At 60.2% G+C, this 22657-nt stretch carries 16 protein-coding genes; 10 read left to right on the top strand and 6 right to left on the bottom strand.

Annotation, left to right across the window (positions count from 1 at the left end; translation table 11 throughout):
* Nucleotides 1-66: 66 nt before the first annotated feature.
* The 7 genes from ACA074_RS01155 (at nt 67) to ACA074_RS01125 (ending at nt 7593) form a co-directional block, all read left to right on the top strand.
* On the top strand, nt 67-831 hold the full coding sequence (locus tag ACA074_RS01155; protein WP_497678287.1) for a hypothetical protein: 765 nt from the start codon (nt 67-69) through the stop codon (nt 829-831).
* Between the two features lie 267 nt (nt 832-1098).
* Nucleotides 1099-2340: an SfnB family sulfur acquisition oxidoreductase gene (locus ACA074_RS01150; protein ID WP_497658467.1), complete on the top strand. Its 1242-nt coding sequence runs from the start codon at nt 1099-1101 to the stop codon at nt 2338-2340.
* Between the two features lie 20 nt (nt 2341-2360).
* On the top strand, nt 2361-3554 hold the full coding sequence (locus ACA074_RS01145) for an SfnB family sulfur acquisition oxidoreductase (protein WP_497678286.1): 1194 nt from the start codon (nt 2361-2363) through the stop codon (nt 3552-3554).
* Nucleotides 3554-4906: an LLM class flavin-dependent oxidoreductase gene (locus tag ACA074_RS01140; RefSeq protein WP_497678285.1), complete on the top strand. Its 1353-nt coding sequence runs from the start codon at nt 3554-3556 to the stop codon at nt 4904-4906. Before ACA074_RS01145 ends, ACA074_RS01140 begins: the two co-directional genes overlap by 1 nt.
* A 119-nt stretch (nt 4907-5025) precedes the next feature.
* Entirely contained in the window at nt 5026-5835 is an 810-nt protein-coding gene (locus tag ACA074_RS01135; protein WP_497678284.1) for a MetQ/NlpA family ABC transporter substrate-binding protein, read from the top strand.
* A 2-nt stretch (nt 5836-5837) separates the two neighbouring features.
* The gene (locus ACA074_RS01130; RefSeq protein ID WP_497678283.1) at nt 5838-6959 is read left to right on the top strand and encodes a methionine ABC transporter ATP-binding protein; all 1122 of its coding nucleotides are present in this window, start codon (nt 5838-5840) and stop codon (nt 6957-6959) included.
* The gene (locus ACA074_RS01125) at nt 6949-7593 is read left to right on the top strand and encodes a methionine ABC transporter permease (RefSeq protein ID WP_186534439.1); all 645 of its coding nucleotides are present in this window, start codon (nt 6949-6951) and stop codon (nt 7591-7593) included. The genes ACA074_RS01130 and ACA074_RS01125 overlap by 11 nt, the downstream gene beginning before the upstream one ends.
* A 165-nt stretch (nt 7594-7758) precedes the next feature.
* Here the strand turns inward: ACA074_RS01125 and ACA074_RS01120 are convergent, their stop codons facing one another.
* The gene (locus ACA074_RS01120; RefSeq protein WP_497678282.1) at nt 7759-10536 is read right to left on the bottom strand and encodes an RHS repeat domain-containing protein; all 2778 of its coding nucleotides are present in this window, start codon (nt 10534-10536) and stop codon (nt 7759-7761) included.
* Nucleotides 10537-10644: 108 nt separating this feature from the next.
* Nucleotides 10645-12054 carry a hypothetical protein gene (locus tag ACA074_RS01115; protein WP_497678281.1) on the bottom strand — a complete coding sequence of 470 codons (1410 nt, stop codon included), beginning with the start codon at nt 12052-12054 and terminating at the stop codon, nt 10645-10647.
* Between the two features lie 525 nt (nt 12055-12579).
* Here ACA074_RS01115 and ACA074_RS01110 point away from each other — a divergent pair.
* Both ACA074_RS01110 and ACA074_RS01105 read left to right on the top strand, forming a co-directional pair.
* The gene (locus ACA074_RS01110; protein ID WP_489879645.1) at nt 12580-12936 is read left to right on the top strand and encodes a DUF6124 family protein; all 357 of its coding nucleotides are present in this window, start codon (nt 12580-12582) and stop codon (nt 12934-12936) included.
* 142 nt (nt 12937-13078) lie between these two features.
* Entirely contained in the window at nt 13079-13705 is a 627-nt protein-coding gene (locus ACA074_RS01105; RefSeq protein ID WP_497678280.1) for a class I SAM-dependent methyltransferase, read from the top strand.
* 1 nt (nt 13706) lies between these two features.
* On the opposite strand, the gene ACA074_RS01100 is transcribed toward ACA074_RS01105, so the two are convergent.
* The 4 genes from ACA074_RS01100 to ACA074_RS01085 form a co-directional block, all read right to left on the bottom strand.
* Nucleotides 13707-15959 (bottom strand): glycoside hydrolase, encoded by a 2253-nt coding sequence (locus ACA074_RS01100; protein WP_497678279.1) that lies wholly within the window; start codon nt 15957-15959, stop codon nt 13707-13709.
* Nucleotides 15960-16048: 89 nt separating this feature from the next.
* Nucleotides 16049-19114 (bottom strand): efflux RND transporter permease subunit, encoded by a 3066-nt coding sequence (locus ACA074_RS01095; RefSeq protein ID WP_497678278.1) that lies wholly within the window; start codon nt 19112-19114, stop codon nt 16049-16051.
* Entirely contained in the window at nt 19111-20175 is a 1065-nt protein-coding gene (locus tag ACA074_RS01090; RefSeq protein WP_497678277.1) for an efflux RND transporter periplasmic adaptor subunit, read from the bottom strand. The genes ACA074_RS01095 and ACA074_RS01090 overlap by 4 nt, the downstream gene beginning before the upstream one ends.
* The gene (locus tag ACA074_RS01085) at nt 20172-21275 is read right to left on the bottom strand and encodes an efflux RND transporter periplasmic adaptor subunit (RefSeq protein ID WP_497658458.1); all 1104 of its coding nucleotides are present in this window, start codon (nt 21273-21275) and stop codon (nt 20172-20174) included. The genes ACA074_RS01090 and ACA074_RS01085 overlap by 4 nt, the downstream gene beginning before the upstream one ends.
* 107 nt (nt 21276-21382) lie before the next feature.
* On the opposite strand from ACA074_RS01085, the gene ACA074_RS01080 reads away from it, so the two are divergent.
* Nucleotides 21383-22579 (top strand): AAA family ATPase, encoded by a 1197-nt coding sequence (locus ACA074_RS01080; RefSeq protein ID WP_497678276.1) that lies wholly within the window; start codon nt 21383-21385, stop codon nt 22577-22579.
* Nucleotides 22580-22657: the final 78 nt, after the last annotated feature.

Here is a 22657-nt window from a genome sequence, read left to right as displayed (position 1 = left end):
CAGTTGATTCACAACTTTATTCTTCCAGAAACGGACTTCGCTGCAAGGCTCCAAGGAGAGAAATCGATGACCCGCACTTCGCACACCCCCGAACTCGCAGCGCCGACCCTGGCACCCGCGCAAAAAACCGGCATCAACCTCGCTGCCGCCGCCCACCTGTTGGTCGATGTGTCGCCCTACACCGACATGGACTGCGGCGACCTTATCGAACTGTTCTGGAACAAATGCTATGTCGCATCAAAGGTGCTGACAGCCGAGGACGTAGGCACAACGGTAAGCCTGCGGGTGCCGGAGAGTTTTATTGCCGACGGCACCGCGCGTATCCACTATCGGGTGATGCAGGTCGGCCAGGGTCCGGCGCTGTCGGCGGCGACCCGCGTGCAGGTCAAGCTCGATTGCCCCGGTGGCCAACCTTCGGCAGTGTGCGCAGACGAAAACCAACAACTGGCGCCAGTGACGATCCCCGACACCATCCGCCGTCAGGGCGTAAATCCCAACCAGATCAAACGCGGTGTGCCGCTGACCATCGAGCCATACCTGAACATGGCCGAGGACGACGCCATTACTTTGCGCTGGGGCGACGTGCGCATGGATCTGGCGCCGATCACGGCAGCGGATATCGGGCTGCCCATTCAGGTCTGGGTGCCGCCAGCGGTCATCGTCGAAGCCGGCGAGGATCTGAGGCTGGACGTGACCTATTGCATCCTCGACCGGGTCGGCAATAACTCGCGCTGGGCGCCGCCGCGAACGTTGAAGATCGGGTGTGTGAATCCTTATCTGAAGGTGCCGTTGAAGCCAGTGTGCAAGGCAGCCGAATCGCACGAAGAGTGAAACGCTCAACGAGGTGAGGAGCCTGGGCTCCTCACAACGAAACACTTAACCCTCCAGACCATGACCCCTTCTATACATATTCCTAAAAGTTAGTTTATTTAATATTTATACACGCTTAGGGTATATGCACCGGACCACCGGACATTCTTTCGTTCGCCGCACTTTCGCGGCGTTTTTCATGAGATGTGAGGTAGGTAGTATGGTCCGGAACACAATCACCCCAGTGCAGATCGCCAGGGCATTGCGTGCAGCCAAGGAGCGGCACTGATGTCCAGTCTGGCAGATGCAAACGTCCAGTCTGATCTGGACATCGCCCCGTTGTTGTTGCCCGCGCAGGTCTTGCGCAACGACGCCCAAGCCATCAAGGCCGCCCATGAGCTGGCGCAAGTCGCCCGCGTGCAGGCCGCCAGACGCGACCGCCAGCGCAAGTTGCCCTGGTCGGAAATCGAACAGTTCACCCGCAGCGGTCTGGGCAGCATTGCCATCCCGCGCGAATACGGTGGCCCGCAGGTTTCCTTCGTCACATTGGCCGAGGTCTTCGCGATCATTTCCGCCGCCGATCCGGCGCTGGGACAGATCCCGCAGAACCAGTTCGGCATCATCAATCTGGTGCTCGGCAGCGCGACCGAAGAGCAGAAACAACAGCTGTTCCAGAGCGTGCTGGAAGGCTGGCGCATCGGCAATGCCGGCCCTGAGCGCGGCACCAAAAACACGCTGGAACTGAAAGCGCGCATCACCGCCGACGGCGATGACTACGTGATCAATGGCCAGAAGTTCTACTCCACCGGCGCGCTGTTTGCGCACTGGGTCGCAGTCAAGGCGCTCAACGATGATGGCAAGCAAGTGCTGGCCTTCGTCCGTCGCGGTACGCCAGGGCTGCGCATCGTTGATGACTGGTCGGGCTTCGGTCAGCGCACCACCGCCAGTGGCACGATTCTGCTGAACAACGTGCGCGTCGAGTCGAGCCTCGTCGTCGATAACTGGAAGATCAACGCAACCCCAAACACCCAAGGCGCCGTGTCCCAGCTGATCCAGGCTGCCATCGACGCCGGGATCGCCCGTGGCGCCATTGACGACGCCATCGAATTCGTCAAAACCCGCGCGCGGCCATGGATCGACGCCAAAGTTGAACGCGCCAGCGATGACCTCTACGTGATCGCCGACATCGGCAAACTGAAAATCGAACTGCACGCCGCCGAAGCGCTGCTGCGCAAGGCCGGGCAAGTGCTCGATCAGGTACACGCCGCGCCGCTGACCGCCGAATCCGCCGCCCGCGCCTCGATTGCCGTGGCCGAAGCCAAAGTGCTGACCACCGAGATCTCGCTGCTGGCCAGCGAAAAGCTCTTCGAACTGGCCGGCAGCCGCGCGACCCTCGCCGAATTCAACCTCGACCGTCACTGGCGCAACGCCCGCGTGCACACCCTGCACGATCCGGTGCGCTGGAAATATCACGCGGTCGGCGCCTATCGCCTCAACGGCACTTTGCCGGCTCGCCATTCCTGGATTTGACCAGACCTCTGGAGAAACACATGACTCTTTTCCATCCCGTCGCGGTCATCACCAGCGATGAGCAAGCCCTGATCGTCGCCAGCGACCTGGCCGAAGATTTCAAACGCGACAGCGCCCTGCGCGACCGTGAACGACGCCTGCCGCTGCCGGAACTCGACGTGTTTTCCCGCTCAGGCCTGTGGGGCATCAGCGTGCCGAAAGAATACGGCGGCGCTGGCGTGTCGAACGTGACCCTGGCCAAAGTCATCGCCCTGATCGCTCAGGCTGACGGCTCTCTCGGGCAGATTCCGCAGAACCATTTCTACGCCCTCGAAGTGCTGCGCGTGAACGGCAGCCACGCGCAGAAACAAAGGTTGTACGCCGAGGTATTGGCCGGCCAGCGCTTCGGCAATGCACTGGCAGAGCTGGGCACCAAAACTGCCCACGACCGTGTCACCAGCCTCAAGCGAGAAGGCGACGGCTACCGCATCAACGGTCGCAAGTTTTATGCGACCGGCGCGATTTACGCGCAGCGCATTCCAACATCCGTGGTCGATGAAAACGGCGTGCAGCAACTGGCGTTCGTGCCGCGCGAGAGCAAAGGCCTGACGGTGATCGACGACTGGAGTGGCTTCGGCCAGCGCACCACCGGCAGCGGTTCGGTGGTGTTCGAGGACGTGTACGTCGCCGCCGAAGACGTGATCCCGTTCCAGAGCGCTTTCGAACGTCCGACCACCGTCGGCCCGCTGGCGCAGATTCTTCATGCCGCCATCGATACCGGCATTGCCCGCGCCGCTTACGAAGATGCATTGCACTTTGTGCGAAGCAAGACGCGGCCATGGATCGACTCCGGCAACGACAAAGCCACCGAAGACCCGCTGACGCTGAAAAGCTTTGGCCACTTGAGCATTCGCCTGCACGCCACAGAGGCGCTGCTGGAGCGCTCCGGCGAGTTCCTCGACAAGGCTCAGGCCGAGACCAACGCCGAAACGGTCGCCGCCGCCTCGATTGCGGTGGCCGAAGCACGCGCGATCAGCACGGAAATCTCCCTCGCCGCCGGCAGCACCTTGTTCGAACTGGCTGGCAGTCAGGCCACCCTGATCGAGCACGGTCTCGACCGCCACTGGCGCAACGCCCGGGTGCACACCCTGCACGACCCGGTGCGCTGGAAATATCACGCGGTGGGCAATTACTACCTCAACGATGAAAACCCGCCGCTGCGGGGGACCATCTGATGGCGAAGAAAAAAATCCTGCTCAATGCGTTCAACATGAACTGCATCGGCCACATCAACCATGGCTTGTGGACGCATCCGCGCGACACCTCGACTCGCTACAACACTATCGAATACTGGACCGAGCTGGCGCAGTTGCTGGAGCGCGGGCTGTTCGACGGCTTGTTCATCGCCGACATCGTTGGCGTGTACGACGTCTATCAGAACTCGGTGGATGTCACCCTGAAAGAGTCGATCCAGCTGCCGGTCAACGATCCGTTGCTGCTGGTTTCGGCGATGGCCGCTGTCACCAAAAACCTCGGTTTCGGCCTGACCGCCAACCTCACTTACGAGCCGCCGTATCTGTTCGCCCGACGCCTGTCGACCCTCGATCATTTGAGCCGTGGTCGCGTCGGCTGGAACATCGTTACCGGCTATCTGGACAGCGCCGCCAAAGCCATGGGCCTGCGCGAGCAAGTCGAGCATGACCGTCGCTACGATCAGGCCGACGAGTATTTGGAGGTGCTCTACAAACTCTGGGAAGGCAGTTGGGAAAACGGCGCGGTGCTCAATGATCGCGAACAGCGTATCTACGCCCAACCGGAAAAAGTGCACAAGGTCGAACACAAGGGCGAGTTCTATCAGGTCGAGGGTTATCACCTCTGCGAGCAGTCGCCGCAGCGCACACCGGTGCTGTTTCAGGCCGGTAGTTCTGATCGTGGTTTGCTGTTCGCCGGGCGTCACGCCGAGTGCGTGTTCATCAGCGGCCAGAACAAACCGTCGACCAAGGTTCAGGTGGACAAGGTGCGCGCCAGTGCCGTCGAGGCCGGGCGCAATCCCGAGGACATCAAGGTGTTCATGGGCCTTAACGTCATCGTCGGCGAGACTGAAGAAGCCGCATGGGCCAAGCATGCCGAGTACTCGAGCTACGCCAGCGCCGAGGCCGGCGTGGCGCATTTTTCCGCGTCCACTGGCATCGACTTTTCGCAGTATGAAATCGACGAACCGATCCAGTACGTGAAGAGCAACGCCATTCAGTCCGCGACCAAGAACCTGCAAAACAACGACTGGACCCGGCGCAAATTGCTCGACCAGCATGCCCTCGGTGGCCGCTATATCACCGTCGTCGGTTCGCCTGAGCAAGTGGCGGACGAACTGGAATCCTGGATCGCCGAAACCGGTCTGGACGGCTTCAACCTGACCCGCATCGTCACCCCGGAAAGCTATGTCGATTTCATTGAGCTGGTGATTCCGGAGTTGCAGCGGCGTGGGTCGTACAAGACCGCGTATGACAGCGGCAGCTTGCGCGAGAAGCTGTTTCACGGCGAGGCACAGTTGCCGGAGCAGCACATCGGATCTTCGTACCGCCGCTAAAAGCTTCGCGAGCAGGCTCGCTCCCACAGGGGAAAGCATTCCAAATGTGGGAGCGAGCCTGCTCGCGAAGAGGCCCGACCAGACACCACACATTTCATGCACTGACTGGAAAAACCACTATGACCAAGAAACGCCTGTCCCACCCAGTCAAAGCACTGGCCCTGGCCCTCGGCCTGTTCAGCTCGGCCGTCTTCGCCGCCGACGCTGCGCTGAAAATCGGCACCACCGCCGCCTTCGCCATTCCGCTGGAAGCCGCCGTCGAAGAAGCCTCCAAACAAGGCCTGAACGTCGAACTGGTGGAGTTCACCGACTGGATCGCGCCGAACGTCAGCCTCGCCGCTGGCGACATCGACGTGAACTACTTCCAGCACATCCCGTTCCTGGAGAACGCCAAGGCTGCCGCTGGTTTTGATCTGGTGCCATTCGCCCCGGGGATCATCAACAACGTCGGCCTCTACTCGAAGAAATACAAAAGCTTCGACGAGTTGCCTGAAGGCGCCAGCGTCGCCATCGCCAACGACCCGATCAACAGCGGTCGCGGCCTGCAACTGCTGGCCAAGGCCGGGCTGATCACCCTGAAGCCGGGCGTCGGCTACAAGGCCACTGAAGACGACATCGTCGCCAATCCAAAGAAAATCAAAATCCTCCAGGTCGAAGCCGTGCAGCTGGTGCGCGCCTACGACGACGCCGATCTGGTGCAGGGCTACCCGGCCTACATTCGCTTGGCGAAAACCTTCGATGCCGGTTCCGCGTTGCTGTTCGACGGCCTCGATCACAAGGAATACGTGATCCAGTTCGTGATCCAGCCGAAGAGCAAAACCGATCCGCGCCTGATCAAATTCGTCGACATCTACCAGCATTCGCCAGCCGTCCGCGCGGCACTGGATAAGGCCCACGGCAAGCTGTATCAGGCCGGGTGGGAAAGTTGAGCATGACAGCCGCGACCCAACGGCGACTGGATATTACAGAGCTAAAGAATGCTGAACGTACAGAATTGCATCCCAAGCTGAACCGCGCCCACGTGCGCTTCATCGGCCTAGGCAAAACCTACGAAGGCCGGCAAGGCCCGGTCGCTGCCCTGCAAGGCATCGACCTGGCGATCCAGCGCGGCGAAGTGTTCGGCATCATCGGCCGCAGCGGTGCGGGCAAGTCGTCGCTGATCCGCACGATCAATCGTTTGGAACAACCGACCTCAGGAAGGGTGCTGATCGATCAGGTGGACATCGGCGAGTTCGATGAAGACCGCTTGGTCGCCCTGCGCCGACGGATCGGCATGATCTTCCAGCACTTCAATCTGATGTCGGCGAAAACGGTTTGGCAGAACGTCGAACTGCCGCTGAAAGTCGCGGGTGTGCCAAAAGAACAACGCGAAAAAAAGGTTCGCGAACTGCTCGAACTGGTCGGCCTGCAAGCCAAGCACAAGGCCTATCCGGCGCAGCTTTCCGGCGGCCAGAAACAGCGTGTCGGCATCGCCCGCGCCTTGGTGCATGACCCGGATATTTTGCTCTGCGACGAGGCCACTTCCGCGCTCGATCCGGAGACGACTCAGTCGATCCTCGGCCTGCTGCGCGAGATCAACAAACGTCTGGGCCTGACCATCGTCCTGATCACTCACGAGATGGCGGTGATCCGCGACATCTGTGACCGCGTAGTGGTGCTGGAACACGGCCATGTCGTCGAGCAAGGCCCGGTGTGGGAAGTGTTCGGCAATCCGCAGCACGAGGTCACCCAGACGCTGCTCGCGCCGCTGCAACATGCGTTGCCAGAAGAATTGCAGAGCCGTTTACAGGTGCAGTCATCATCCTCCGGGGCGGCGGTGGTGCTGCGTTTGCAGTTCACCGGCAGTGCCAGTGATGAGCCGGATCTGGCGGCATTGTTTGCAGCCCTCGGTGGGCGGGTGAAATTGCTTCAGGGTGGCGTCGAGCGAATTCAGGGGCACGCGCTCGGGCAACTGCTGCTTGCCGTGAGCGGTTCGCCGTGGAGCGCCGAGCAACTGCGTGAACGCGCCGGGCAATGGGCGCAACGGGTGGAGGTGCTGGGTTATGTGGTTTGATCGCTTGCTGCAAGGTTTTATCGACACGTTTTTGATGGTCGGCGTGTCGTCGTTGATCGCGCTGCTGGTGGGGATTCCCATGGCGGTGATTCTGGTCACCAGTGACAGGGGCGGGATCTACCAGGCGCCGGTGCTGAATCGCGCATTGGGCGCATTCGTGAACCTGTTCCGCTCGATCCCGTTTCTGATCCTGATGGTCGCGCTGATTCCGTTCACCCGCCTGATCGTCGGCACCACCTACGGAGTGTGGGCTGCTGTGGTGCCGCTGACCATCGCCGCGACGCCGTTCTTTGCGCGGATCGCCGAAGTGAGTCTGCGCGAGGTCGATCACGGTCTGATCGAAGCCGCGCAAGCCATGGGTTGCCGGCGCTGGCACATCGTCTGGCATGTGCTGTTGCCGGAAGCGCTGCCGGGGATTGTCGGCGGTTTCACCATCACGCTGGTGACGATGATCAACTCCTCGGCCATGGCCGGCGCAATCGGCGCCGGTGGCTTGGGCGACATCGCTTACCGCTACGGTTATCAGCGGTTCGATAGCCAGATCATGCTGACGGTGATTGTGTTGCTGGTGGCGTTGGTGGCGGTGATTCAGTTGGGCGGGGATCGGTTGGCGCGGGGATTAAATAAACGCTGAGGCAAGACAAAAGATCGCTCCCTTCGACAGCTCCACATGAGATTACCTGAGCAGCCGAAGGCTACGATCTTTTGGAGTCCTTGCGCCCGGCGCCGCTACAGGTGCAATTTCAGCGAAACAGACCGGGCCGTGGTATTTCTTGCTGCCAGTGAATGATCGCGCCCTTCAATTCCGGGCAAAAAGGGATTTGAAAAACGAAGGCTTGTTGTTTTTCACGCTCGGGAGTGCGCGCATCACCCTGACCTCGGGACTTTTGACTGGCGCAGGTTTTTCCGCAGGTTTGGCGTACTGAGCGTTGAACTCTTGGGTACGTACCTGCTGAGCTGTCAGGCCAGTCGCTTCCATTCTGAAAATAATATTCATTGCTTCGTCATGCCCCCAGCGTTGCTTGGCGACATCCCAGACTCCTTGTTCTTTCAAATACCCGATCAGACCTTTGACGTTATTTCTAAAACTATTCACAAGGTCCGAATAGGCCTCAGGCGAGTCAACGGCATCCAGTCGAATCGCTGAGTTAAAAGACGAACTTTCAGCAACCGCTTCATAACTGATCGATTGCTGCTGCGGCGCTATTTCACGAATCAACGGCTCGATATCAATGCTGGATTCTGGCTTGTAGTGCCCGGAATGATTGCTGATGATCAATCTCGTGGGGTCCGTTTCATCACTTCGCAATATGCCGGCGAAAACTGGCAATCCCATCCCGGGCTGCATGCCCATATGCTGAAAGTACGTATTGGCAAAGAGACGAAGTTTGTTGTCTTGATCACGGAACATGGCGATCGCTTGACCGATCGAAGACATGCTCCATTGAGAGGACTCGCCTTGGTAAACCTCCATCCCTCGCCCGTAAACCGGTCCCGTGCTTTCGAGGGCGCTTTTCTCTTGATTCCAGATCAGCTCCTCGAACCATCCTGTTCCAATGCTTTTGGCCATGGGGTTGACGACATCGCTGATCAAAATATCCACAGGGATTTTTATTGTGCCCTGCCAATCGTAGAAACTGAGCGGGCGGTTTCCGACCATTTGGTATTGATTCAAACCATCTACAGCCCCCAATGGATCCGCGCCTGTCCACCGCTGCAACCATGGTGCGTAATACCGATATCCAAAGTAATACAGCCCAGTTGCATCAAGCTCCTTGCCCGAATAACGAATGGTTTTGTACTTCGCCACCACCGCACTTTTACCCGCCCAGCACGCCGTTCCACCGAAGGGGTAATAGTGTTCCTGCGTTAGCACACCCGCTTCGTCATCCAGTTCCAACGTGCTGGAACCGAGATGCTCGCGCAAGCTGTAGCGCTGCTGATCGACTTGATCACCTTCGGGCCAGTGCAAGACTCGAACGCTGCAACGTCCGGCTTCGACATTGATGACATGGCGCACTTCGCCGCCGGCCTGTCGATCGATTTCCAGGCCGGGGAGATAACGGACTTCAGAGTGCAAAGTCCGGTGACCGGTTTGACTGAAAAATGCCTTGCGTATCCGATGGCCGGGACGATCGTAGGCATAACATTCGCAATCATCCGGTTCGTCTTCACGATGAACCAACGTCACCCGCCTCAACTGATTGCGGATGTCCCAGCTCATGGCTTGGCCGCGTTGCAGTTCCAGTTGGTTGCCGCAGGCATCGAAGCCCGAGGCGATTTCGGGTTCCCCCGGCAAGGTGCCGTCGCCCCGTTGCGCCAGACTTCGATTGCTGTGCGCGGAGGTGAACATCGAAAACCCCGGCGCACCGCTGTGGTGCCGGGTGATCAGATTGCCTCCCGCGTCGTAGTCGAATGTCTGGGTGTAGTTGCGCCGCTGATTCGGGTCCAGCGGTGTGGGCAGCAGATCCGGTAATGCCGGACCATGGCTCGGCTGGCTGACTTCCCAGCCCTTGGCTTCCACCAGTTGATACAGGCTGTCGTAGCGATAACGGCTGATGGGGTCGATGCGCTGGTGATTGAAGTACGTCACCGCCTGGGTTTTATCTTCCTGAGTGACGAGATTGCCCACCGGGTCGTAGGCGTAGTGCAAATGCTGCAACGGCGTTTGCTCGCCGACACCCGCGATCAGCCGGAGCAGCCGGCCATCCTCAAGTGCGTATTCAGCGCGGCTGATGACGCCGTTACCGGCGGTTTCACGTTCGATCTGCTCGTGAGCGTTGTAACGAATATCGCTGACCAGGCACTGCGACGGCTTGCCTTCACCGGCCGGTAGAAGCCAGGTCGCGGAGGGTTTTCCTGCCACGTTGTATTGGAAGGTTTGGGTATTGCCCATGGCATCGGTCTGGCGCTCCAACTCGCCTGTAGGGTAGAAGGCGCGGCGGGTTACATACGATTGCTCCTCAAGAGGATCATCACGAAGGTCGGCGTCGGCTGGCCAGTCAGGCAAGTCGAGCGCCGTCAGGAAGCGCCGGGAGTCGATCAGCTCGGCACCGATAAGACCGTAATCGCTGATGAGGCGAGTCCCTGCAGGATCGTCATGGCGGATCAAGCGACCGCACTGGTTGTGCAGCGCAAAAGCCTCGGCAGCAGCCGCATAGGTCAGTCGTTCGACCACCCGCGATTGCTCGCCACGGGCTTGTTCAGTCAGTGCAATGGGACGCTTCTGCCGGTCGAATTCGGTATGACGTTGACTGCCCCGCGCATCCCAGAACGAACAGGTCAACCCCGCCTGATCCAGCAAACTCAACTGCCACCCGGCATCGACACTGTCCGTCAGCAAAGCCTGACCGCTCAACCCGTAAGCCGTGGTCAGGTTCGGTTTCGGCGCCGCTCCCCACAACCGCGGATCCCACGATGCCACTTGACGTCCCGCTGCATCGAACACCTGCCGAGTGATGCGCGGGTCGATGTCGGGCTGGTCCGGATGTCGGCAATAGCCAATGCTGCGGATCACTTGCGAGCGAGGGTCGATGACCGACAGCGTCGGCGTGGCGAAATCACGGGAGGCATTCATGGCAACGTGCGTCCTTTTGCACCTTTGGGTCAAGACTGAGCGCTTTTGAGTTGTGCCGATACTGTAAGAAGTAACAGGTGCAATCCCGGCGACGCGGAACTCACCTCATCAATCCTCGATCAGGCTGTCGAGCCAGGCATATTGGGCTTTGCTTTGATGCAGCACCTGCATGCTTTTCGCCGCACAAATCAAACTGTCAGCATTGTTCACCGCCAGGTGCGCTCGCATCTGCGGGTTTGCATTGAACAGGTCAACCGCCGCCTGAAGGTCCAGGTCGTCGCCGATTCCCAGGTAATCACCGACACCGAACAAAAAGGCATCGTGGTCATCCGAAAAAGACTTCAAATAATCGACCGTCAATCCGCCGCGCATGATCGCCTCGGAGACACCGCGCTCAGGAACGTCGTAAACGGTCAACGAATCCCCATCCAGCAAACGGCCCAGACGGCTGTCCAGATAGAAATAATCCGCTGCATTGGGCCAAATGCTCTGGAACCGGTCGATTCTGTTGGTGTGCAACATTTCATGGCCCAGGGAAATACTCAAAGTCCCGCGCTGCATGTACTTGCGATTAAGAAAGAACCGACCGTGAAAATCATTCTTGTACATCCATGCCCCGCTATTGGTGTCCGCATCGACCCCGAGAAATTTCTCATCCCCCCAAGCCCCTTGGTACTCCCTGGAAAGCGCCAGGCCTCGCGCAACTGAATCGGCGAATTGTTGGGTAACGGCGCGGTGAGCGCTGCCAAAGAAGCTTTCGTACACCCCATCGGCGTCGGGATATTGCAGGCCGATGGCGTGACTGGCCTCAGAGAAAATGCTTTCGACCGCTTGCAACTCCGAGCGAATCATTACCGCCTGCTCCATCGGGAACTGCTTCAACCCGCGTGCGACCAGCGTGCCCTCCTGCGCCGCCGTGTACTCGAACGAGTCATCGTTACCGGTATGAACCCGGTTTTTTTGGGCATAGTCGGTTCTGACCTCACGTATGAGCTGATCAATGTCGATATCAATCACTTTGCCCGGATCGGGCAAAGGCCGAGACCGTTCGAGTGACCAGATCTTGCTGCGCGGATCAAAAAACAGCGCCGGCCCCAGCGCTGCCGATTCAGAGGCCAGCGCTGCCCGATATTCACCGGCGATGCCGGTTTCCCGGACCAGTACGATCTCGCCGGGAGCGATATCGACATAGTTTCGGTTCTTGAACACCCTGAGGCCCTGAGCATTGGCTGCGGGCAAGTTGGCCGGTGCTCTCAAGCTGTAGCGCTCAAGTGTTTTGATCGTCGGATGCAGGGGCGTGACCTGGGCAGAATGCAACGGAGTAATCGTGATGACGGAGGGCGACGGGTCAGCAGGCGAAACCGCCTCCATGCCTGATAGGTCCGCGTCAGGGCGGTGAATCTTCACCGGCGTCCCGTCGCCGGATGGCGTACTGCCGGCTCTTTTACGGGTTGGCGTTGCATCCGTCGAGTGACGGCGGGTCGACGAGGTGGAGCCGGGGTTGCGAACAATGCCCATGAAAAATCCTTTTTTTGAGTGAGTCCCCCTGAATAAAAAACAGGGCAGACATCGCGATAGTCGTCTATCGCGCAGGCGTCATTACATCCCGGAGCGAACCGCAGAGTGCGGTACATATGTATTGCACAGTCGGTGGGGTTTTATGCTTTGCCGTGAGGAGCGATTCACACCGAAAAGGGAAAATTTCGTACAGGAAAATCAGAGAGCCTACAGGCCTGTTCTCTTTCCTTTGCAGGACATTTCCTAGATCATTCCGAGCGCTTGCGCCTGCCGGATCCGGTGGCTAGTCTCGGCCCGTCACTGCTCATCAGTGATCGGGTTTAGTCGCCCGGGTCCTACCGGGCGCACAGCGCCACCTTATCTCAGGTGATTTCTCCTGCCTGATCGTAATGGTGGCTGTGCGCAGGGCACCTTCGGGTGCGCCGGGTAGCCTGGTGACCGGTCGACTAACCTGCGTGCAGCCGCCACCCCTGCTCGTTTAGTCGCGATCTTGGTTGGCTCCAATCATCACTAGGAGTTTTACCCATGAAAAAGATCGTCCCCGATCCACCTTCAGAAAAAACCACCGAAAATGAACCCTCCAACGAGCAGTTCAAAGACCGCTCCGCGCTGTACCGCGCCATCGATTTCTACCTCACCGGCAAGCAACCCTCCCCGCCTGATGAACTGCGTTTCTACAACGTCAGCGAAGACGTCAGTTTCGAAGACGCCCAGCTCTATCTCGCTGATCTTCTGCGCTGTGCTTCTGTCTCGGCCTATCAATGTGGCGATCATTTGAAAGGCGCGGACCGGGCCATGGTGTTTTCAGTCTGGCATTTGCTGGAGATTGCCAAGGCAATGGTGGATCGCTCGATTGATTGTCTGGGGATGAAGAAGAGCTGAAAATTTGGCGGCTGTGCGTGGGGCACCTTCGGGTGTACCGGTTTTCCTATTGACCGGCCTACTACCTGCGTGCAGCCGCCACCCAATCATTTCCTTTCATGGCGTATATTCGGCCAATCTCAATCGCCCACGCAGTCCAACCATGAAACAGCCCCCCACCGACCTCGAACAGATCACCGCCACCACGCTCGGCCACTACAACTCGGTGGCCGAAGACTTCCGTGAGGGCACCCGCGATCACGATGTCAGCCAGAACATCGACGCACTGTTGCGGCATATTCAGGGTGTGGCGCCGTTCAGCATTCTTGATTTCGGCTGTGGGCCGGGGCGGGATTTGCAGGCGTTCAAGCGTATGGGCCACGTCGCGGTCGGCCTCGACGGCTCGGAGAAGTTTGCGCAGATGGCCCGCGAGGACAGTGGCTGCGAAGTGTGGTGCCAGGATTTCCTCAAGCTGGATCTGCCCGAAGAGCGCTTCGACGGGATCTTCGCCAACGCCGTGCTGTTTCATGTGCCGTTGCAGGAACTGCCACGGGTTTTAAGGCAACTGCGAAGCACGCTGAAACCGGGTGGTGTGCTGTTCAGCTCCAACCCGCGCGGGGATAACCAGGAGGGCTGGAACGGATCGCGTTTTGGCGCGTATCACGACCTGCAAGCGTGGCGCGGCCTGTTGACCGCTGCCGGGTTTGTCGAACTGGAACATTACTTCCGTCCGGCAGGGCTGCCACGCGAACAGCAGCCCTGGCTGGCCAGCGTCTGGCGCAAGGTCTGAGTCAGGGCAAGGTCTGCACCCGATAGTGGCTGACCGCATCGTCCGGCGTTAGCACGGTGATGCTTTCGCCCGGCAAGGTTAGGCCATCCACGTCACGCGCGGCTTTATCGAAGTTGGCCAACAGTCGAGTGCCGTCCTCAAAGGACGTCTGCTGAACCCGTCGATCCTCGCTCAGCCATTGGAAACCGGTGAGTGCCTGCGTTGCCAGGCGCTCATGCAGCGGGCGGAAGAACGCATCCTGACGCGCAATCAGTGGCAAGCGTTGCGCCAGCGTCGCCGCGCTCAGGTGATACAGCGGCGGTACGTTGTAGAGCAATTGCGTGAGTTCGTTTTCCACCCGCACGTTGCTCAGCTTCAGGCTGTCGAACAGCCAGTGATGACTGGTGATGACCGAACCGTGAAACACCGCCTGGTACAGCGGCAATCGGCTGGCTGGATCAAAGTGAATACGCCGGTACGATTCTTTGATCGACACGGGTTTGAAGAACACCGCCGGTTGCTCGGGTGGATACCACTTGCCCGTGAAGTATTCGGAGTCGGGGTTCTTGCTCATATCGGCGTCACCCCAACCGATCACCGGTGTCTGCATGCCATGGGCGAACAGCACGCCTTGAGCCGTAGTCGCGTTACCGTCTTCGGAACCGCTGGGCAGTTGCAGCGTTTCGTTGATCCAGCGTGAGGCCTGAACGTTACCCTCGGCGTTTTGAGCCTGGGTCATGGTCGCGCCGGGCCGGTAGCTGTCGAACACCATGCCCGCCGCATAGGCATCGAGGAACCAGCTGTTGAAACCGGTGGCGGCGCTGATGGCTTTGATGCGTTTCTCAAGTAAGGGACGCACGCAACGCGGATCGGTGTAGTGACCGGACTGCTGAAAGCCGGTTTTCGCCACGCCGCTTTCCAGCACGATGGCGCAGTCCACATTGGCCTTGTCGCCCAGGTGCGCGGTGGTCCAGTCCGGGTTCTCGGCACGGCTCAGTGCCGTTTCGTAAGAGTCATACGGCGCGATCAGATACCCTGCCGCCACGCCCGCGCGAACCGCCTCCGGATGCCACAGCCCGCCCTCCCATCCATCGCCGAGTCCCAGCCACAAGCGCGGCAGTCCTGCGTTCTGCAAGCGTTCGATGGTATCGAGCGAAAGGCTGCTGCCCCAACGCTCGGAGTCGACAGTCAAGACACCCGCAAAATCGGTGGCCAATTGGCTGCGCAGTGCTGCGTAGCCGCTGACCAATGCCTGCATGTCCGGCACCGCTCGAGCCTGCCAGGTTTTGCGCGCCTGAGCGGCCAGCGCGCGGTTGATCCCGCGCAACAGTACGGTCTGCTGATAGCTGTTGAGCATGGTTTCGCTGGCGAGCATCTGCAACGCTTCACGATCCATCCCGGCCCGTAGCGCACTGGCAAGTCTGGTTTGGCCACGTAATTTGCCGAGCAGCGCCGGCCAGTTGCGCACATCTTTTTGCCCCAGCAGATCATTGCCCCACAGATAGACATGACTGGCGCCCAGCAACTTGCGCGCCTGCGGGGTTTTCTTGAGCTTGCTGCTCAGGGTTTCGAAACGGCCGTTATCGATCAGCCATTGCCGATAGCGCTTGGCGCCGGCCAACGGATCGGCGTCGCCCAGAAACAGGCTGAAGGTCAGCGGCGTCGACGGTGCGAGTGAAGTGAATTGATGCCGCGCCGCCAACGCCAGCGTGTCGCCGTCAGCGCTGAACTGCAGTTGGTTGTTGTAGGGATTGCTCAGCAACCAGCTAAGGCTGAAGCCCTCGTGCTCGACACCCCACAGCGGCAGGCTCAGATCCTGAGTGCTGTCGAACTGGTCCTGATCCACCAGAAACGCCTGCCACAGCGGATCGCCTCGGGGCACGTAATGCCCTTCGGCGAGCGGCCAGATCAGTCCTTTACCCATCGCACTGCCGGGTTGGCGCAGGAACTCCAGTTCAGCGGGATCACGGGCGGTGATCGAGAAACTCAGGTCACGCTGATCGAGTTCAACGCTGAGCGACCAGGCGCCATCGTCCCATTGCCAGTCGAGGCGATTGCCGCGCCTGAGCAACTGGCTGACCTTGTGCGCATCAACACCCGTCGATGCCTGCACGGCCGCGCTGTCGGCCGGGGTCACACGCACCGCGAGGGTCGCCGGATCGATCTGCACCCGCCATAACGAATTTTCCAGCAGCGTTTCGGCCACCGATGAGGGCGACAGGCACAGGCCGACCATCAGCAGCAGTTGGCGCAGCCAGCAAGCGACAGTCGACATCGGGCGTCCCTCCTCCAAATGGAGGAAGGACGGTAACGCAATCGACCGGGGTTGTAAGTCAGACCGTTCCCAAAGTGTAACGGGAGCAATCAATGGTTCGATGAGGTTGAGTCCTTCTTCGGCTCGCGAATCTTGTACCAGGCCACGTACAGCGCCGGCAGAAACAGCAGCGTCAGCAGCGTCGCAATCACGATCCCGCCAATCATCGCGTAAGCCATCGGCCCCCAGAACACTTCCCGGGCAATCGGGATCATGCCCATGCTGGCCGCCGCTGCCGTCAGCAGAATCGGCCGGCGTCGATGTTCAGTGGCTTCCACCACCGCGTCCCACGGCGCCAGCCCCTTCTTCTCGAACTCATCGATCTGCGTCACGAGGATCACCGAGTTGCGGATGATGATGCCGATCAGCGCCAGAATCCCGAGGATCGCCACGAAGCCCATGGGCGTGCCGGTCGGCACCAGCGCCAGCACCACGCCGATCAGCCCCAGCGGCGCGACACTCGCCACCAGAAACATCTTCTGCACGCTGTGCAACTGGATCATCAGGAAGGTCGCCATCAAAAACAGCATCAATGGCAGCACCTTGGCAATCGGCCCCTGAGCCTTGCCGCTCTCCTCGACCGTACCGCCAGTGGCGACTTTGTAGCCGACCGGCAGTTTTTCGGCGAAGGCATCGATCGCCGGTTTGAGCAGTTTCACCAGGTCGGTCGGCTGAATCTCGTCGCGCACCGACGCCTTGATGGTGATGGTCGGCAAACGGTCGCGACGCCACACCAGCGGCTGCTCCAGTTCATAACGCACGGTGGCGAACGCCAGCAGCGGAATCGACGTGCCGCCCGGCGTGACGATTTGCAGGTTCTGCAGGGTTTCCGGCGTACCGCGCTCGGAATCCACGGCGCGACCGACCACGTTGATCAGGTAGATATCGTCATCGACCTGGGTCAACGGCGAGCCGCTGACGATGCTGTTCATCAGGTTCGCCACGTCTTCGGACGACAGCCCGAGCTGGCGCGCCTTGTCCTGGGCGATGTCGATGCGCAGGACTTTGCCCGGCTCGTTCCAGTCGTAAATGATCTCGCCGATGTGCGGGTTCTTGTCCAGTTCGGTGGCCAGATCGATGGCGTGTTTACGCACCTGATCGATGTCCTTGCCGCTGACCCGGTACTGGATCGGGCGACCCACGGGCGGCCCCATTTCCAACGCCTGCACGTAACTGCCGATACCGACGAAGTCCTTGTGCAAACGCTCACGCAGACGCTGGCTCAGGGCTTCGCGGGCCTCGAAGTCTTTGCTGACGATGACCAGTTGCGCGTAGTACGGGTTCTGTAATTGTTGATCGAGCGGCAGGTAGAAACGGATCGCACCCTGGCCGATGTAAGTGCTCCAGCGCACGATGTCCGGATCACCCTTGAGGGTTTCCTCCAGCTTGTCGACGGCCTTGCGGGTTTCGTCGATGGAAGCGTTTTGCGGCAGGTTCAGGTCGACCAGAATTTCCGGGCGATCCGAGGACGGGAAAAACTGGTTCTGCACAAAGCGCATGCAAAACACCGCCAGCACAAAGCACACGACCGTAATGCCAATCGCCCACCAGCGGTTGCGCATCGACCACAACAGACCATGGTTGAACGCACGACCGACGCGCCCGGGCTCGGCCGCATGGGGTTTCACGTTGGCGCTGAGGATGTGCACGCCGATCACCGGCGCAAAGAACACCGCCACCACCCACGACACCAACATCGCCACGGCGATGACCGCAAACAGCGTGAAGGTGTATTCACCCGCCGAACTGGCGTTGAGGCCGATGGGCACAAAACCGGCGACCGTCACCAGCGTACCGGTGAGCATCGGGAACGCCGTCGAGGTGTAGGCGAACGTCGCCGCCTGCTCCCGGGTCTCGCCCATTTCCAGGCGTGTGACCATCATCTCCACGGTGATCATCGCGTCATCGACCAACAGGCCGAGGGCGATGATCAATGCGCCAAGGGAAATCCGCTGCATGGTAATGCCGCTGTATTCCATGAACACAAACACCATCGCCAGCACCAGCGGAATCGAGCACGCCACCACCAGCCCGGCACGTACGCCGAGGCTGATGAAGCTCACCACCAAGACGATAATCACCGCCTCGAACAAGGCGCTGGTGAAGCCGCCGACGGCCTCTTCCACCACCACGGCCTGATCGGAAACCGTGTGTACACCAACGCCTATCGGCAAGTCGGCGGTGAGTTGATCGATGCGCGCGTGCAGCGCTTTACCGAATTCCTGAACGTTGCCGCCCTTCTGCATGGCAATCGCCAGACCGATCGCCGGTTTGCCATCGAAGCGGAACTCCGGAGTCGCCGGATCGACGTAACCGCGACTGATATCGGCAATGTCGGCCAGACGATAGAAGCGGTCATTGAGCTTGAGATTGACCTCGGCCAGATCCTTCTCCGAGGCGAACTGCCCCGACGTGCGCACGGAAATCCGCTCCGGCCCGGCCTCGATCACCCCGGCGGGTGTCACCGCGTTCTGCGATTGCAGGCTCTGCACCACTTGGCGCTGATCGATGCCCAGCGCCGCCAGTTTGCGCGTGGAGAAGTTCAGGTAAATCACTTCGTCCTGCTGGCCGACCATCTCGATCTTGCCCAGCCCCGGCACATTGCGGATCTCGGCGCGCGCCTGCTCCACGTAGTCGCGCAACTGGCGCATGGTCAGGCCGTCGGCGGTAAACGCGTACACCGAGCCGTAGACGTCACCGAACTCGTCATTGAATCCCGGCCCTTGAATGCCCTTGGGAAACTGCCCGCGAATATCGTCGATCTTCTTGCGCACCTGATACCAGATTTGCGGGATGTCCTTGGCGCTGGTGGTGTCGCGCAGGTACACATACACCGTCGATTCGCCGGGGCGGGTGTAGCTTTTCACGTAGTCGAGCGAATCCAGTTCTTCGAGTTTTTTCTCGATGCGGTCAGTGACTTGCTTGAGGGTCTCCTCTTGGGTCGCGCCCGGCCACTTGGTCTGGATCACCATGGTCTTGATGGTGAATGACGGATCTTCTTCACGGCCCAGATTGAAGTAAGAAAACACCCCCATCAGCAGTGCAACGAACATCAGATACCAGACGAACGACTGATGCTTGAGGGCCCATTCGGAGAGGTTGAAAGAGCCTTTCATTGACTGTCCTCGTCAAGTTTCACGGATTGTCCGGGTTTGAGGCTGTTCACGCCGGCGCTGACCACCTGCTCGCCGTTCTTCACACCGCCGGCCAGCACCACAGTGCCATCGGTGCGGCTGATCACGCTGACGTCGCGCGGGTTGACGGTTTTGTTTTGGGTATCGACTACCCAGATCCGCGTTTTACCGTCGACCTCCTGTATCGCCGTGGCGGGCAATTCGATACGCGGCTTGATCGCCGAACTGAGGGTCACGCTGATCGCCGTGCCGAGACGGAACCCGGGCGGCGTGTCGGCCAGGGTCAAACGGGCGCGACGGGTACGCGTCGCACTTTGCGCCTGCGGTTCGATTTCGCGGATGGTCGCTGTGGTGTTAATGCTCGGATCGAGTTGCGCGGCCACCAGAAACACCACGTCGCTGGGGATCTGATCGACCAGTGTGTCCGGCAGATCGATCACGGCTTCCTTGATGTCCGGTTGCGCCAGCGTCACCACTTGCTGGCCGGCAGTGACCACTTGCCCGGCTTCGGCGTTCCACGCGGTGACCACGGCTTTGTGGTCAGAGCGCAACTGGGTGTAGTCGAGTTGATCCTTGCTCTGGTTGACCGCCGCCCGCGCCTGCTCCAGCGAGGCCTGGGTGGTTTTCAAATCAGTGGTGGCGATGTCCAGTTGCGCTTGCGCGCCGACTCCGCGATCAAACAGCGCTTGCTGACGCCGGGCGTTGGCCTGTGCATTGATTAGTTGCGCCTGAACCCTGGCCAGATCGCCTTGGGCAGAGCGCAACTGGTTCTGTTGGTCGGAGGGGTCGAGCGTGGCGAGCAGCGTGCCCTTCTCGACTTCGGCACCGACGTCGACGTTGCGGCTGGCGATGCGCCCGCCGACACGGAAACCGGTGTTGCTCTCGTAGCGCGCCTGAATGCTGCCGGCGAAACGGCCGAGGGTTTCCTCGTTCAGCGCCTGGACCTTGATCGACAGCACCGGCCGCACCGGCTCCGGCGGCGGTTCGTTTTTCGAGCAGGCGGCCAACAACACAGCCACGGACAACAGCCACAGACGCCTCATGGCTGTGCTCCCGGTTGCAGATCTTTATAAGTGTTTTCGGCGATCTCGACTTTAATGCCCGGGTGCAACAACTGCCCGCCGGCGACGACGACTTTCTCGCCGCCCTTGAGGCCTTCGCTGATGATGACTTTGCCGGTCAGATAGCGCCCGACCGTGACCGTGTGCAATTGCGCCAGGCCCTGATCGTCGACCATCCACACGGCGGGGTCGCTGACGTTTTTGGTCAGGGCCGACCATGGCAGCTCGACCGCTGATTTTCCGGTGCCTTTGGCGGTGGCGCTGACTACCGAACCGAGCTGCATGCCCGGCGGCAGTTTGTCGAGGGTGACTTTGACTTGCACGGTACCGGACTGCGCAGACACCGCTGGGGTGATTTCGCGCACGGTGCCGGTGGTTTTGATGTTGGGGTTGTCGAGCAGGCTGACCACAATCGAGCGATCTGACGGCCGCTCGGCCAGCAGCGATTCGTACACGTTGAACACCGCATCACGGTCGCCGTCACGGGCCAGACTGAAAATCGGTGCGGTGGCCTGCACCACTTGGCCGACCTCGGCCTGACGCTCGGTGATGATCCCTGGGGCATCGGCAATCAGCGAGGTGTAGCTGAGCTGATCCTTGGCATTGGCCAGTTGCGCCTGAGCGGCGCTCAATGCGCTTTGGCTACTGCGCAACGCCGCCTGGGCGGAATCGTATTCGCTCTGGCTGGTGTAACCCTTAGGCAACAGTTTTTGCTGGCGCACGAATGCCGCCGCAGTCTGCTTGACCCGCGCCTGTTCGGCGACGACTTGAGCTTGAGCCGAGTCGACGTTGGTCTGCAAATCCTTGGGATCGAGTTTGGCCAGCACTTGCCTGGCCGTGACACGGTCACCGACATCGACCATGCGCTGAATGATCTTGCCGCCAACGCGGAACGACAATTCAGTCTGCACGCGGGCCTGCACGTCACCGGTGAGAGTCACGGCAGCCGCGTAATCCGCGGGCTTGACCTCTTGCACAAAGACCCGTGGCAGGTACTCCTGCGGGGCTTTTTCCTCGCCACAGGCGGCGAGCAAAGTGAACAGGCCCAGCATGACCACTGTTTTCAATCCGGGACTCGCCATGCAGACTCCTTCCTTTGTACGAACGTGCAAGTGACGATACGACTGTGAGCTTAGAACAGGGTTCAACGTTCGCCTTGGGGAACTCGACATTAAAGAGAAGGATTTTCATGCTCAAGACCCTCGCGGTGGCCAATTACCGCTCGATCAATAAATTGGTAATCCCGTTGGGCCGGCTGAACCTGATCACCGGCCCCAACGGCAGCGGCAAGTCCAACCTCTATCGGGCACTGCGTCTGCTGGCGGAGACCGCACAGGGCGGCGTGGTCAATGCGCTGGCCCGTGAGGGCGGGCTGGACTCGACCTTCTGGGCCGGGCCGGAAACCATCAGTCGACGCATGCGCAACGGTGAGGTGGCGATCGAGCCGACGGTGCGCCAGGGTGTGAAGCGTTTGCGCCTGGGGTTTGCCGGGGAGGATTTCAGTTATTCGATCAGCCTGGGGTTGCCCGACTCCAACGGCCATTTCATGTTGCCCGAGCACGCACAGCCGATGCCCTCGCTTTTCAGCCTTGATCCGCAAGTCAAACGCGAATGCATCTGGGCCGGGCCGCTCTATCGCCCGGCCAGCCTGCTGGTGGATCGCGACGGGCCGATGATCCGCGCTCGCGCCGAGCGCAAATGGGATGTGCTGGCGCAACACACGCCGAACTTCGACAGCCTGTTCGATCAGGTCGGCAGCTTGCGCAGCTCACCGGAAGTGTTCCAGATGCGCGAATTCATCCGCCGCTGGCGCTTCTACGATCATTTTCGCAGCGACGCCGACGCCCCGGTGCGCCAGCCGCAACTGGGCACGCGCACACCAGTGTTGCATCACGATGGGCGGGATCTGGCGGCAGCGTTGCAAACCATCATTGAAATCGGTGACCCCGAAGCGTTGCATACGGCGATCAGCGATGCGTTCCCGGGCGCACGACTGCGCATCGAACCGCAATCCGGCGGACGCTTTGCCATCGAGTTTTATCAGGAAGGGTTGCTGCGACCGCTTTCGGCGGCAGAGCTGTCGGATGGCACGTTGCGCTATCTGCTGCTGATCGCCGCACTGCTGACGCCACGACCGCCGTCGCTGATGGTGCTGAACGAACCGGAAACCAGTCTGCACCCGGATCTGTTGCCGGCATTGGCGCGGTTGATCATTCGCGCCTCGGAGGAGTGTCAGGTGTGGGTGGTGTCCCATGCTCGTCGCTTGATTTCGGCGTTGCAGGAAGACCCGGAGTGCAATTGCATTGTGCTGGAGAAAACGCTGGGGCAGACCGGGATTGTCGGCCAGCGGGTGCTGGATGAGCCGGCGTGGAATTGGCCTGACTGAGTGAGGCGTCCGGCCAAAAGCCCCTCACCCTAACCCTCTCCCGGGGGGAGAGGGGACTGATTGGGGGATGCTTCAGAG

The organism is Pseudomonas sp. LBUM1655, from assembly GCF_059716085.1.
This window is presented reverse-complemented; position numbering and strand designations above follow the sequence as displayed.

What these genes read in the sequence shown, in the direction of transcription:
- ACA074_RS01150 (WP_497658467.1), top strand. Translation starts at nt 1,099, where the DNA reads ATGTCCAGTCTGGCAGATGCAAACGTCCAGTCTGATCTGGACATCGCC.
- ACA074_RS01105 (WP_497678280.1), top strand. Translation starts at nt 13,079, where the DNA reads ATGAAACAGCCCCCCACCGACCTCGAACAGATCACCGCCACCACGCTC.
- ACA074_RS01135 (WP_497678284.1), top strand. Translation starts at nt 5,026, where the DNA reads ATGACCAAGAAACGCCTGTCCCACCCAGTCAAAGCACTGGCCCTGGCC.
- ACA074_RS01100 (WP_497678279.1), bottom strand. Translation starts at nt 15,959, where the DNA reads ATGTCGACTGTCGCTTGCTGGCTGCGCCAACTGCTGCTGATGGTCGGC.
- ACA074_RS01080 (WP_497678276.1), top strand. Translation starts at nt 21,383, where the DNA reads ATGCTCAAGACCCTCGCGGTGGCCAATTACCGCTCGATCAATAAATTG.
- ACA074_RS01090 (WP_497678277.1), bottom strand. Translation starts at nt 20,175, where the DNA reads ATGAGGCGTCTGTGGCTGTTGTCCGTGGCTGTGTTGTTGGCCGCCTGC.
- ACA074_RS01130 (WP_497678283.1), top strand. Translation starts at nt 5,838, where the DNA reads ATGACAGCCGCGACCCAACGGCGACTGGATATTACAGAGCTAAAGAAT.
- ACA074_RS01120 (WP_497678282.1), bottom strand. Translation starts at nt 10,536, where the DNA reads ATGAATGCCTCCCGTGATTTCGCCACGCCGACGCTGTCGGTCATCGAC.
- ACA074_RS01095 (WP_497678278.1), bottom strand. Translation starts at nt 19,114, where the DNA reads ATGAAAGGCTCTTTCAACCTCTCCGAATGGGCCCTCAAGCATCAGTCG.
- ACA074_RS01155 (WP_497678287.1), top strand. Translation starts at nt 67, where the DNA reads ATGACCCGCACTTCGCACACCCCCGAACTCGCAGCGCCGACCCTGGCA.
- ACA074_RS01110 (WP_489879645.1), top strand. Translation starts at nt 12,580, where the DNA reads ATGAAAAAGATCGTCCCCGATCCACCTTCAGAAAAAACCACCGAAAAT.
- ACA074_RS01085 (WP_497658458.1), bottom strand. Translation starts at nt 21,275, where the DNA reads ATGGCGAGTCCCGGATTGAAAACAGTGGTCATGCTGGGCCTGTTCACT.
- ACA074_RS01145 (WP_497678286.1), top strand. Translation starts at nt 2,361, where the DNA reads ATGACTCTTTTCCATCCCGTCGCGGTCATCACCAGCGATGAGCAAGCC.
- ACA074_RS01115 (WP_497678281.1), bottom strand. Translation starts at nt 12,054, where the DNA reads ATGGGCATTGTTCGCAACCCCGGCTCCACCTCGTCGACCCGCCGTCAC.
- ACA074_RS01140 (WP_497678285.1), top strand. Translation starts at nt 3,554, where the DNA reads ATGGCGAAGAAAAAAATCCTGCTCAATGCGTTCAACATGAACTGCATC.
- ACA074_RS01125 (WP_186534439.1), top strand. Translation starts at nt 6,949, where the DNA reads ATGTGGTTTGATCGCTTGCTGCAAGGTTTTATCGACACGTTTTTGATG.